This window comes from Veillonella sp. (assembly GCF_041333735.1).
GTDB lineage: Bacteria > Bacillota > Negativicutes > Veillonellales > Veillonellaceae > Veillonella.
The window spans coordinates 675,001-690,133 of the sequence record NZ_JBGKFB010000001.1 but is presented as its reverse complement, the minus strand read 5'-3'; the positions used below and the strand labels follow the sequence as shown (position 1 = coordinate 690,133).

3 protein-coding genes and 1 rRNA gene (1 of these 4 cut by a window edge) are annotated in these 15,133 nt (G+C 40.1%); all 4 read left to right on the top strand.

Annotation, left to right across the window (positions count from 1 at the left end; all coding sequences use genetic code 11):
* The first annotated feature begins 112 nt into the window (after positions 1-112).
* A complete protein-coding gene (locus ACDF53_RS03135) occupies positions 113-907 on the top strand; it encodes a hypothetical protein (protein WP_316120413.1) in 795 nt (264 codons plus the stop codon).
* A gap of 782 nt (positions 908-1,689) precedes the next feature.
* Entirely contained in the window at positions 1,690-12,183 is a 10,494-nt protein-coding gene (locus tag ACDF53_RS03130; protein ID WP_370815448.1) for an ESPR-type extended signal peptide-containing protein, read from the top strand.
* 128 nt (positions 12,184-12,311) lie between these two features.
* On the top strand, positions 12,312-13,112 hold the full coding sequence (locus ACDF53_RS03125) for a hypothetical protein (protein WP_370815447.1): 801 nt from the start codon (positions 12,312-12,314) through the stop codon (positions 13,110-13,112).
* Positions 13,113-14,027: 915 nt separating this feature from the next.
* Positions 14,028-15,133 (top strand): 16S ribosomal RNA (locus tag ACDF53_RS03120); it runs 457 nt beyond the window's last position.

Sequence of the window (15,133 nt, the reverse complement as noted above, 5' to 3'; positions counted from 1 at the left end):
CGCTTGCCTCTCCATTCTATTTGTGAAAGCCTAGCTTTCAGAGAGAAACACTGTGTAACACATGTGAAAGATACTTTCACCATAATCTAACGACAGAAAAGAGGAATATAGAATGAAAAAATCTACATTACTTGCTTGTGCAGCTGCCCTTGTTATTTCTTCAGGCGTTGTAGGTGCACAATCAGCTCCAACATATGATGATAATTTGATTTTACCTAATCCTGTATCTGCTCCTAAATTGAGCAATGTAGTATTAGTTCCAGTGGCTAGCCCACAAACAGTGTCTGCTGTTCATGACTATGTGAAAGCTTGGCAAAATGCGGAAATCAACATCGCAAAAGCTAAAGTGAAATACGACAAACATGAGCAAATGACTAAAGCTGAAAAAATCTGGTTACATTCCTATGACAAACACAACTATGCTGACTATTTCCGTACACATTCCATCGGTCGTGTACATGGTCAAGAAGTGTTCTTGAACTGGAATGGTGAAAACCGCAACAAAAACGAATACGAATATTTCGAAATGCCTAAATACAATGAAAAAGATGGCTTCACTAACAGCTATGGTTACAATGTATTGCGTGGCATGGTAGATCAAATCAACGAAATCGTTCAAAAACAAAAAGAAGTTGGCGGTCCTATGACTGACGACGAAGCTCAAGCATTGGAAGATGCTATTTTGGATGTAATGGCTAAAGACCAAGAAAACGTTTCTAATGAAGAACTTCGTTACTACATGAACGAAACAATCTGGTTCGCAGCTAAACAAACAGTTAAAAACAAAGCAAGTGAAGAACCTATTGTTCAAGATGAACACACTGTAGATCTTCGCGAAGCGATTAACAAACCATTGGGTAATGCTCAAACTTACAAAAAAGTAGATTTGCGTACTGCGATTCAATAATTATTTAATAGTAAACTACATTTCTAAGATTAAGTTTTCTAAGAACTCCTAGATGCGTATACAGATAAAATATCTGTATAATAATAACACAATATATATGGCCCTTATAAAGGACATGTAAGGGCCTTATGTACCCTAGAACCCCTACTAGGGCACACAATCCTTATACAAATAACGCCATCCGTTTGGATGGCGTTATTTTTTATCCTTTTTATATTGATCCTTTAGTTATCGGTATTATTATATGAGATTTAAGAGCCTCCTTATTGTATAAGGAGGCTCTTTTTATAAACAAATATAAAATAATTTAATAAAGTAAAGGCAAGCGTTTATCTATTCTTGTTCTTAAAATACATTATATATACGATAAATACTGCATTATCTATATAATTCGATTTAAAAAGTTTATATTTATAAATATGAAGATAGCATGGATGTTTCTATAGATTGTTAACATATTATAAACTGATTAGATAAAAATAGAGTAGTCTCAAATATAAATGTTTTATATTGTATATAATAACTATATTATAATAGCTTGATTTATAGAGTGTATGTATATAATTCCTTGTAGCATAAACTCAATTTTATTAAATTTATAATTCTAAAATTTTCTTTAATAATTTTAAGAGATTCTATTTACATTTAGTTTATAAATTGGTATTATATAAATATCTTAATGAAGAGTATGTGAACGTGTGTCATAAACAATTCATGAAACAAAAAGTGTATATAAGGCATTTAGTGTTTTCTTATAAGAGAGAAAGGGGTTCATAGTTTCTATGAATAAGGTTTTTAAAGTCGTTTATAGCAAATCTAAAGGCTGCTACGTAGTAGTACCTGAAGCTGCGAAAAACAATAACGGCAAGAAAAAAGTATTAGCTAGTGTATTGGCTGGCTTGGCACTTGTTGGTGCAGGCGCTCATTTGGGTACTCCTGTTGAAGCGTACAGAAGTCCAGATGGCAGTGTAAATACACAAAATAGCCGTATCGATATCGCGGCTAACGCTAAACCAAATAACAGTGTTGGCGTTAACTCCATTGTTGTAGGTTACCAAAATACAACTGATAATGAAGATGGTACTACAGCTTTGGGTGCTAATAACCAAGCTCTAGGTAATTCTGGTTTAGCTGTAGGTAATGAAAACTATGCTAATGGTGGTGCAGCTACAGCGATTGGTGCAGGTAACGAAGCGCGTGCTGCTGCAACTGTAGCATTAGGTAATAAAAATAATGCTAATGCAACATCTGCTGTTGCTATTGGTAACTATAATAACCAAAACTACACAAAAGGCTCTACAACAACAACACCTAAACAAGCAGGTAACTACTCTACAGCAGTAGGTTCTTACAATGCAGCTTTGGGTGATAATTCTGTTTCTGTTGGTGCTATGAATACATCCCATGTAGCTGATACAGTGACTATTGGTCAATATAATGAAGCTAAAACTATGGGTGGTATCTCCATTGGTAAAAATAACTTAACTGACTCTGCAAATGGTGACCGTAACGATACACGTAGAAATCATGAGAACTCCCAAATTGCTATCGGTCGTGATAATGAAGCAACTAATTTAGATGCAATCGCTATCGGTCGTGAAACTAAAGCATCTGGATCTGGTGCTACTGTAATCGGTGCTCGTGCAGAGGCTTCTGGCAATAATGCTATTGCAATTGGTCAAAGTGGCGAAGGTTCCCCTAAAGTTATTGCATCTGGTGTAAACGCTATTGCTATCGGTATGCAATCTCAAGCAACTGGTGAATCTGCTATCGCTGAAGGTCCTGGCTCTCGTGCAGCTGGCAAATATGGCGTTGCATTAGGTCGTACAACTAAAGCAAATGCTGAGGCTGCTACAGCTTTAGGTAATGCTGCTGAAGCTAATATTGCTAATGGTGTAGCTCTTGGTTCTTCTTCTGTTACAACAACAGATAAAGGTGTTGTAGGTTATAACCCATCTGATCCTCATGAACGTAAATATACTCGTTTGACTGGCAACGTACAAACAGCTACTACAGCTGCTGTATCTATCGGTAATGGTAGCACTTTGACTCGTCAATTGACTGGTCTTGCTGCAGGTACTGCAGACACTGATGCTGTTAACGTGGCTCAATTGAAAAACGTTGGTGTTGCTGTGACTGGTAATACTGGTTCCAGTGATTTCTTGGCTGATGGCGGTAAATTAAACGTGATTGGCGAAGGTCGTGTATCTACTGTAGCGGCTCATGATGGTCAAAAAGATTCCAAAATCACTGTAAGCTTTGATGACAAAGGCATGGTGAAAGCTGGTAAAAATGTTACAGTTGATGAAAAAACTGTAGATGGTCGTACTACTTACACAATCAACGCTGCTGACACAGCAGCTAAATATGACTTCTTAACAAACGCTACAGCGAACGGTGGTAAATTAGATGGTACTGCTACAGCAACTAAAGTTGAAAGCGGTCAAACTGTTAACTACGCAGCTGGTAAGAACTTAACAGTTAAACAAGATATTGAAACATCTCTTGGCCAACAAACATACACATATTCCTTGAACAAGGATCTTAAAGAAATTACATCCATCACTAACAATGGTGGCCCTACAATGCACTTTGGTGGTGACAATATCAGCATCACTGGTGGCAACCTAGATCTTGGTGATAACAACATCACTAACCTTAAATCTGGTGGCGATGTAATCAACAATGCTGCTAACATTGGCGACGTTATCCGTATTTCTAAAGCGAATGACTTGCACGTAGCTCCTACAGCAGGCACTAATAACAATGTGGCTGAATACACTGTAGATGCTAACAAAAAAGTTACATTAACTTACCAAGATGGTAATGGTAAAACTGTAAATGGCCCTAAAGCAGTTATCGACTTGAGCGGATTGAAAACTGGTGATATGAGCTCCTTCAACGTTAAATCTTCTGCTACAGAAGGTAAAGTTGCACAAGGTTCCGCTGGCGTTCAAGAAATCAAAGACGGCAAAACTGTTGAAATGCAAGCCGGCAAAAACATGACCATCAAACAAACCAACAAAGATGGTAATGCACAAGTAGAATTTGCATTAGATAAAAATGTTGATTTGACTCCAGATGGTTCTTTAAAAATCGGTGATACAAACATTACAGATAATGGTTTGACTATCAACGGTGGTCCATCCATTACAAAAACTGGTATCAACGCTGGCGATTTGAATATTACAAATGTAAAAGCTGGTGTAAACGATAATGATGCTGTTAATGTTAGCCAATTGAAACAAGTTCGTGCTGACGAACGTCATATCAAACCAGGTGAATACGCAGTTGATAACAACGGCAAAGTAACAATGACTTACCTTGATGGTAACAACAAAGACGTTCCTAACGAAACTGCTGTTATCACAGGTATTGCTAAACAAGATCTTTCCAATATCAACAATGGTGGTAAGACTGTAATTAAAAACCTTGCTAAAGAAGCTATCGACATGGAAAACGGTAAGAACACAACTGCTTCTCACCGTGACGTGAATGGCGTTAAAACTTTCAAAGTAGACGTTGAAGGTGATTTAACTGACATTACATCCATCACAAACAAAGATGGCGACGGCAAAGTTGTATTCGGTGGTAACCAAACTGTAAACGTAGCAGGCGATCACAACATTAACTTGAATGCTAAAGTTGGTGACATCACTGGTTTAACTAACGTAACTTTGGATGCTCCTGACTTCGCTAAAAAAGGTCGTGCTGCAACTGAAGAACAATTGAGTATCGTTAACAACGGTTTCAATAACACAGTTGGTTTGACTGGTAACACAGGCGCTACTGAATTACAAAAATTGAACAAACAAGGTGGCTTGAGTTTCGGCGTTGTAGGTGCTAACAATGGTGAGTACATTAAAACAACTGCTTCTGGTAGCAATGTAGTAGCTGACTTGTCCGACAACGCTAAAAACAAATTGAACAGCACTGTTGTAGTAGAAGGTAAAAATGCTGCGAAAGTAACAAGCAATGTAATTCAAAATGCAGATGGCAGCACAAAAACTGTATATACTGTAGATGTTAACAACGTAAAACCTACTGCAGCTTCTACTGAAAAAGTACAAGCTAAAGCAGACGTAGCTGGCTCTAGTGACAAAAACATCGCAAAAGTATCCCCTAAAGCAGGCGATCAATTCGGTGAAGCTGGCGCAACTTACGAAGTAAACGTATCCCGTAACGACGTAAAAGACGCAGCTCGTGAAGCAGTGACTGTAAACAATGCAAACAACAGCAACAACCCTATCACTGTTACACCTGTACAAGATGAAACAAACCATAATACTACATATCAAGTAACATTCGATGGCGACAAAGCTGCTAAACAAATTCCTTTGACATACAAAGCGAATGGCACAAACGAACAAAAGGTTACATTGGATAAAGGTTTGAACTTCACAAACGGTAGAAATACAACAGCTTCCGTAGATGCTGAAGGCGTTGTTAAATACGATGTGAACAAAGATTTAGTAGACATCCATTCCATTTCCAACACTACAAATGGTCCAAAAATGGAATTTGGTCCTAACTCCATCAATGTTACTGGTGGCCCTATCAACATGGGTGACCTAAACATCACTAACCTTAAATCTGGTGGCGATGTAAATAACAATGCAGCTAACATTGGCGATGTAAAACGTATTTCTAAAGCTAACGACTTGCACATTGCTCCAACATCCTCTGATCGTCAAGGTGAAACTACTACATCTTACGCTTACGATGCAGCAAGCAAATCCGTAACATTGAAATACAATGATGGTAACGGTGCTAACCAAGCTGGTACAGTTGCGAAAATCGACTTGTCCGGTTTGGCTGATCAAATCAAAGATGGTTACTCCTTCTCCACTGACGCTAAAGGCAATGTAGTTGGTAACCACGCTGTTACAGCTGTTGGCAATGGTAAAACTGTTTCCTATGCTGCAGGCGATAACTTGACTGTAAAACAAGATATCGATGCTGCAACTGGCGAACACACTTACACATATGCATTGTCCAACAACATCGACTTGACTCCAAATGGTTCCTTGAAAATTGGCGACACTATTCTTAATAATGGTGGCTTAACAATTACAGGTGGCCCATCCGTTACTAAAACTGGTATCAACGCTGGTAACTTAAACATTACTAATGTGAAAGCTGGTGTAAACGATACTGACGCAGTTAACGTAAAACAATTGAAAGATGCTCGTACAGTAGTAACTTCTAACGATAACTCCGTAACAGTTAACAAAACTGAAAACGGCAACCAAGTTACTTATGACTTGCATGTAGCTCCAGGTGCTGCACAATCCGTATGGAATGTAAAATCCACTGGTAATACAACTGCTGATTCCGCAACAACTGCAAAAACTATCACTGATGGTAAAACAGTTGAAATGGCAGCAGGTAAAAACTTGACTGTAAAACAATCTAACACTGAAGACGGCGCTAAAGTTGAATTCGGTTTAGCTGGTGACTTGACTAACATCAAGACTATTAAAAACGAAGGCCCTGCTACTTTCACAATCGGCGGCAACGAATTCAAATTCGATGGCGGTAATGTGAATATGGGCGATAACAACATCACTAACCTTAAATCTGGTGGCGATGTTATCAACAACGCAGCAAACATTGGCGACGTTAACCGTATCTCCAAAGCTAACGACATTCATATCAAAGACAAAACATACACAGTGAACGCTGATAAAACAGTTACATTGGAATATGTTGATGGCAATGATAATGCAGTAAGCAAAACAGCTAAGATCGACTTGAGCAACTTGCCTACAGGCGATAAAGCTGCTGTTGAAAGCGTAGTTAAAAAATCTGCTGCAGCAGGCGACACTAACATTGCTGACATTACTGTAGCTGACGGTAAACAAACTGGTGATGCAAACGCTAAATACGAAGTGAATGTTTCCCGTAATGCTGTTAAAGACGCAGCTCGTGAAGCAGTGACTGTAAACAATGCAAACAATAGCAATAACCCAATCACTGTTACACCTGTACAAGACGAAGCAAACCACAACACAACTTACCAAGTAACATTCGATGGCGATAAAGCTGCTAAACAAATTCCTTTGACATATAAAGCGAATGGCTCTAATGACCAAAAAGTTACATTGGATAAAGGTTTGAACTTCACAAATGGTTCCAACACAACAGCTTCCGTAGCTGCTGATGGCGTAGTTAAATACGATCTTAACAACAACGTAAACTTGACTCCATCTGGTTCCTTAACTATTGGTGATACTGTTGTTAACAACGGTGGCTTGACTATCTCTGGTGGTCCATCCATTACTAAAACTGGTATCAACGCTGGTGACTTGAACATTACTAATGTAAAAGCAGGCGTAAACGATACTGATGCAGTTAACGTTAAACAGTTGAAAGACTCCCGTACAGTAGTAACTTCTAACGATAACTCTGTAACAATTAATAAAACAGAAAACGGTAACCAAGTTACTTACGACTTGCATGTAGCTCCAGGTGCTGCACAATCCACATGGAATGTGAAATCCTCTGGTAATACAACTGCTGATTCCGAAACAGCTGCAAAAACTATCTCTGATGGTAAAACAGTTGAAATGGTAGCAGGTAAAAACTTGACTGTTAAACAAACTAGCAACAATGACGGCGCTAAAGTTGAATACGCATTGTCCGATGACATCAAAGTTGGTAACGACGGTAAAGATGGCAAAGACGGCGTTGACGGCAAAATCGGCGTAAACGGTAAAGACGGCTCTGCTGTTGTGATCAACGGTAAAGACGGTTCTATCGGCTTGAATGGTAAAGACGGTAAAGATGGTCTTACTATTAAAGGCGCTAACGGTCAAGACGGCGTAGACGGTAAAAATGGTACTAACGGTATCACTCGTATCGTATACGAAGACAAAAACAACAATACACACGAAGTGGCTACTACTGATGACGGCTTGAAATTCACTGGTAATAACACTGACGTTGTAAACAAAAACAAATTGAACAGCCTTGTTAAAGTTCAAGGTGAAGGCGTAGATAAAACAACTTCTGCATCCTTCAAGAGCGCTTCTGGTAACATCAACGTAAAAGCTGATGGTACTGATACTCTCGAAGTTCAATTGAACAAAGATTTGAAAAACATCACTTCCATTAAAAACGATGGCCCTGCTACTTTCACAATCGGCGGCAACGAATTCAAATTCGATGGCGGCAACGTGAACATGGGCGACAACAACATCACTAACCTTAAATCTGGCGGCGATGTAATCGATAACGCAGCTAACATTGGCGACGTAACTCGTATTTCCAAAGCTAACGACTTACACATTGCACCAACTCAATCCAACCGTGCAGGTGAAACTACTACATCTTACTCTTATGATGCAGCAGACAAATCCGTTACATTGAAATACAACGATGGCAATGGTGCTAACCAAGCTGGTACAATCGCGAAAATCGACTTGTCTGGTTTGGCAGATCAAATTAAAGATGGCTACTCCTTCTCCACAGATGCGAAAGGCAATGTAGTTGGTAACCACGCTGTAACAGCAGTAGGCAACGGTAAAACTGTATCCTACGCAGCAGGCGATAATTTGACAATTACTCAAAATATCGATAATGCAACTGGTGAACAAACTTATACATATGCATTGTCTAATGACATCAAAGTTGGTAAAGATGGCAAAGACGGTGTTGATGGTAAAATCGGCGTAAACGGTAAAGATGGTTCCGCTGTTGTAATCAACGGTAAAGATGGTTCCATCGGCTTAAATGGTAAAGACGGTAAAGATGGTCTTACTATGAAAGCTAAAGATGGTCAACCTGGTGTAAACGGTAAAGATGGTATCACTCGTATCGTATACGAAGATAACAGCAAGAATACACACGAAGTGGCTACATTGGATGATGGCATGAAATATGCTGGTGACGATGCACAAGGTGCTGATAAATCCAAAGTTATCGCTAAGAAATTGAACGAAACTATGGACGTTGTTGGTGGTGCAGATAAGTCCAAATTGACTGACAACAACATCGGCGTGAACAACGTAGATGGCAAGTTGAAAGTTCAATTGTCCAAAGAAGTTAACTTGACTCCATCTGGTTCCTTAACAATTGGTGATACTAAGATCACTGATGGTGGTTTAGTAATCAACAATGGTCCTTCCATCACTAAAGGTGGCATTAATGCTGGTAACTTGAACATTACTAATGTGAAAGCTGGCGTAAATGACACTGATGCAGTTAACGTAAAACAATTGAAATCTGCTAAAACTGAAGTTGAAGCTGGTGACAACGTAACTGTAACATCTCGTGAAGGCGATAATGGCCAAACAATCTACAAAGTAAGCGCAACAGGTGTTAACCTTGGCGATGCTGAACTTAACTACACAGCTAACGGCGGTGCTAAACAAAAAGTTAAATTGTCTGAAGGCTTGAACTTCGTTGACGGCAACTACACTAAAGCTTCCGTTGATGCAAACGGTGTTGTTAAATACGACGTAACACTTGGTAAAGTGAAAGACGGCGAAGATGGCAAACCAGGCGTAGATGGTGACAATGGTATCGCAACAGTTAAAACTGTAGTAGATACAATCAACAACTCCGGTTGGAAAGGTGATGTTACTGGTAACACAGTAGGTAATCACACTGCTACAATCGTTAAACCTGGCACAACTGTAAACTTTGGTGCTGGTAAAAACTTAACTGTTGAACAAATCGTTGATAAAGTAACTGGCAACCACACTTATAACTATGCATTGTCCGACGATATCAAAGTTGGTAATGACGGTAAAGATGGTAAACCAGGTGTTGACGGTAAGATCGGTGTAAACGGTAAAGACGGTTCTGCTGTTGTAATTAACGGTAAAGACGGCTCTATCGGCTTGAATGGTAAAGACGGTAAAGATGGTCTTACTATCCGTGGTGCTAACGGTCAAGACGGTGTAAATGGTACAAACGGTACTAATGGTATCACTCGTATCGTATACGAAGATAGCAACAACAACAAACACGAAGTGGCTACTACTGATGACGGCTTGAAATTCACTGGTAATAACGAAAGCGTTGTAAACAAAAACAAACTTAACTCCACAGTTAAAGTTAAAGGTGAAGGCGTTACTGAAGAGCAAGAAAAAACATTCGAATCTGCTGCAGGTAACATCGCTGTAACTGCTGATGGTCACGATACTTTGAACATTCGCTTGAATAAAAACATCAAAGGTATCGACTCTATCCAAACTAAGGAAATCCACTTAGGTACACCTGATAATTACACAACAATTAAGAAAGATGGGGACCGCATTAAATACGGCGACAAAACATTTGCTAACACTGACGATATCTGGACAATCCAAGCTAACGGCACAGATGTTCCAGCTAACGGCGGTAAAGTAAATGTTAAAGGTGTTGACGGTATCACAGTATCCAAATCTGCTAATGGCGAAATGACAATTAGCGGTGCTGGCCTTGGTACAATGAGTAGCTTCAACGTTAAATCCTCTGGTAATACTACTTCTGATTCTGAAACAGCAGCTAAGAAAATTACTGATGGTAAAACTGTTGAATTCTCCGGCGGTAAAAACCTTACTGTAAAACAAACTAGCGACGAAAACGGCGCTAAAGTAGAATATGCATTGAGCAACAATGTAAATCTTACTAACGAAGGTTCCTTAACAGTTGGCGATACTAAGATCACTGATGGTGGTTTAGTAATCAACAATGGCCCATCCGTAACTAAAGACGGTATCAACGCTGGTAATAAACAAATTACTAACGTTCAAGACGGTGTAAACGATACTGATGCGGTTAACGTACGTCAATTGAAAGAAGCTAAAACTAACCTTACTGACGGTCAAAACACTAAAGTGACTGGCGATGGTTCTAAAAACAACCCTTATAAAGTTAATGTTGAAGGCGATTTGAACAAAATCACTTCCATCACTAACAAAGAAGGCGACGGTAAATTAGAATTCAAAGGTGACCAAGTAGTTAACGTAGCTGGCGACAACACAATCAAGCTTGATGGTAAAACTGGTGACATCACTGGCTTAACTAACAAAACTCTTGATTCTGCTGACTTCGCAACTAAAGGTCGTGCAGCAACTGAAGAACAATTGAAACTTGTTCAACAAGAAGCAGCTAAAAAATCTACTGAAAAAGTACAAGCTAAAGCTGATGCTAATAACATCGCTAAAGTAGCTCCTAAAGCTGGCGATACATTCGGTGCAGCTGGTGCAACATACGAAGTATCTGTAGATAAAAACGACGTGAAAGACGCAGCTCGTGAAGCAGTTACTGTAACAGGTGACAACAAAGCGATCACTGTAGATGTTCAACCAAATGCTACTAACCATACAACTAACTACCAAGTTAACTTCAATGGTAAGGAAGCAGCTAAACAAATTCCATTGACTTACAAAGAAAATGGTGGCAACGCTAGAACAGTAATGTTATCTGAAGGTTTAGACTTCTCCAACGGCGTGAATACTACTGCTCACACTGATGCGAACGGTAAAGTATCCTTCGACGTGAAAGGCGACCTCACTAACATCACTTCCATTTCCAACAACTCCAATGGTCCTAAAGTATCCTTCGGTGGCGATACTGTAAATATCACTGGTGGCAACCTCAACATGGGTGGTAACAAAATCACTAATGTTCAAAAAGGCACTAATGATACAGATGCAGTAAACGTTAAACAATTGAAAGATTCCCGTACTACATTGACATCTGATGATCATTCCGTAGTATTGAAGAAAACTGAATCTGCTGATGGCGGCTTGAACTATGACCTTTCCGTAAAAGGCGCAGTTGACCCACGCGTTGATCAATTGAACGAAGAAATCGGCCGTGTAGGCGCTCAAGGTGCAGCATTGTCCGCATTGAAACCTATGCAATACGATCCATTGGAACCAACTCAAATCATGGCTGGTTATGGTAACTACCGTGGTAATTCCGCGATTGCAGTGGGCGTAGCTCATTACAAAAACGAATCCACAATGTTCCATGGTGGCTTGTCCTGGGCTGGCGGCTCTAGCCATATGATGGCAAACGCTGGTGTAACTTGGAAAGTTGGTAATAGAGATGCTGAAGCAGCTGTAGCAGACCGCTACCGCAAAGGCCCTATCAGTTCTGCATACGCAGTTCAAACTGAAATGGCTGCAATGAAAGCTCAAAATGCCGGATTAAAAGGTGAAGTATCCGACTTGAAATATGAAAACGAACAAATTAAAGCTCAAAACGCTGGTCTACAAAGTGAAGTAGAAGTATTGAAAGCTCAAATGGCTGCAATGATGGCGAAAATGGGTATGTAATTAGTTACACTTTCAGAAAACTTTCAAAAAAACTAGGAATCTAATCCTAGGTATGGATATGACTGGTAAGGGTTCCTTCGGGAGCCCTCATCCAGCACATTAATTCGACTATGAAAAGAGGAATAGATATGAAAAAATCTACAATGCTTGCTTTCACAGCAGCAGTTTTATTGAGCGCAGCATCCTTCACTGGTCACGCAGCAAGCGCTCCAACATATGATGACAACTTGATCTTACCTAACCCTGCATCCGCACCTGGTTTGAGCAATGTTGTATTGGTACCTGTGGCTAGCCCACAAGTAGTACAATCTCTTCATGATTATGTGAAAGCATGGGAAAATGCGGAACAAAAAATCGCCTTAGCAGAGGCTAAACGCAACAATCATGAACAATTGACTAAAGCTGATAAAAAATGGTTACATTCCAAAGATAAACATAACTATGCTGATTACTTCCGTACGCATTCCTTAGGTCGCGTACACGGTTTTGAAACAGCTTTAAATTGGAACGGTGAGAACCGTAACAAAAACGAATACGAATACTTTGAAACACCTAAATACAATGAAAAAGATGGCTTCGTAAATAGCTATGGCTTCAATGTATTGCGTGGCATGGTAGATCGTGTTAACGAAGTTGTACAAAAACAAAAGCAAGTTGGCGGTCCTATGACTGACGACGAAGCACAAGCATTAGAAGATGCAATCTTGGATATCCTTGCTCAAGAGCAAGAACATGTATCTAACGAAGAACTTCGTCACTACATGAACGAAACAATTTGGTTCGCTACTAAACAAACAGTTAAAAATAAAGCAAGCGAAGAACCAACTGCTGCTGATGAACACGTAGTAGACCTTCGCAAAGCTATCAACGAACCAATGGGTAGCAACGACTACAACAAAGTTGATTTACGTAGTGCAATCCAACAATAATTGGTATCTATAGTGATGTAGATATTAAAGCCTTGTCTTCTCTCGTTTAAAGGCTTAGTTGATCTCTAATACATACTGATGATATACGTGTATCCCTTACATACACGCGTATCTACAATGACACAATGGCCCTTATAATGAGTTTGTGAGGGCCCCCGTACCCTGGACCCCCGACTAGGGAACACAAATCCTTATTAAACAACGCCATCCGGTTGGATGGCGTTGTTTTTATTTATATATACTATATAATGACAAAATTATGCTAATGATACATGTAGCTTAAGAGGTGATTAGTAAAAGAGTCTGAATGCGAATTACTACCTATAAAAATAACGGTATAGATAAAGCAAGAATAGCGTATATAGTAAGGCAATTTAAGTTCATTATTGATATTATTAATAAGTACTATATATAGTATGACAAATACAAGAATCTACCATATAAAGAGAGGTAGAAAAAAGTTTGCAAAATTTTAAAATTAGGGGTTGCGTACCTCAGATCTTTGTACTATAATAGCTATACAGTCGTTCGAAGCGACTGTTTATTAGTTAGCAAACACTAGATAAAATCTATGTTTGTTGATAATCGTTTTAGAATAAAAATGTAATTCCTGGTTAAAACAGAAATTACAAAATTCTAAAAAAGATTATAAAAAGATGTTGACATGAAAGTGACGACATGTTATTATAATCTAGTCGCCAGTTGGTGAAACACTTCGAAAGAAAGTGCTTCGAAGCTAGATGAAATCTGGTTTAACTGGTACAGATCTTTGAAAACTGAACAATGATAGGTAATCAATCATATGATTGAACATATGCCAGAGTGCGGGTTTTGACAAAGTCAAAACCAACCATAATTCAAAGTTACTTAAATGTAACGACAACAAATAATGAGCTATTCAAATAGCTTCAAGATATCTTGGAGAGTTTGATCCTGGCTCAGGACGAACGCTGGCGGCGTGCTTAACACATGCAAGTCGAACGAAGAGCGATGGAAGCTTGCTTCTATCAATCTTAGTGGCGAACGGGTGAGTAACGCGTAATCAACCTGCCCTTCAGAGGGGGACAACAGTTGGAAACGACTGCTAATACCGCATACGATCCAATCTCGGCATCGAGGATGGATGAAAGGTGGCCTCTATTTATAAGCTATCACTGAAGGAGGGGATTGCGTCTGATTAGCTAGTTGGAGGGGTAACGGCCCACCAAGGCGATGATCAGTAGCCGGTCTGAGAGGATGAACGGCCACATTGGGACTGAGACACGGCCCAGACTCCTACGGGAGGCAGCAGTGGGGAATCTTCCGCAATGGACGAAAGTCTGACGGAGCAACGCCGCGTGAGTGATGACGGCCTTCGGGTTGTAAAGCTCTGTTAATCGGGACGAAAGGCCTTCTTGCGAATAGTTAGAAGGATTGACGGTACCGGAATAGAAAGCCACGGCTAACTACGTGCCAGCAGCCGCGGTAATACGTAGGTGGCAAGCGTTGTCCGGAATTATTGGGCGTAAAGCGCGCGCAGGCGGATTGGTCAGTCTGTCTTAAAAGTTCGGGGCTTAACCCCGTGATGGGATGGAAACTGCCAATCTAGAGTATCGGAGAGGAAAGTGGAATTCCTAGTGTAGCGGTGAAATGCGTAGATATTAGGAAGAACACCAGTGGCGAAGGCGACTTTCTGGACGAAAACTGACGCTGAGGCGCGAAAGCCAGGGGAGCGAACGGGATTAGATACCCCGGTAGTCCTGGCCGTAAACGATGGGTACTAGGTGTAGGAGGTATCGACCCCTTCTGTGCCGGAGTTAACGCAATAAGTACCCCGCCTGGGGAGTACGACCGCAAGGTTGAAACTCAAAGGAATTGACGGGGGCCCGCACAAGCGGTGGAGTATGTGGTTTAATTCGACGCAACGCGAAGAACCTTACCAGGTCTTGACATTGATGGACAGAACCAGAGATGGTTCCTCTTCTTCGGAAGCCAGAAAACAGGTGGTGCACGGTTGTCGTCAGCTCGTGTCGTGAGATGTT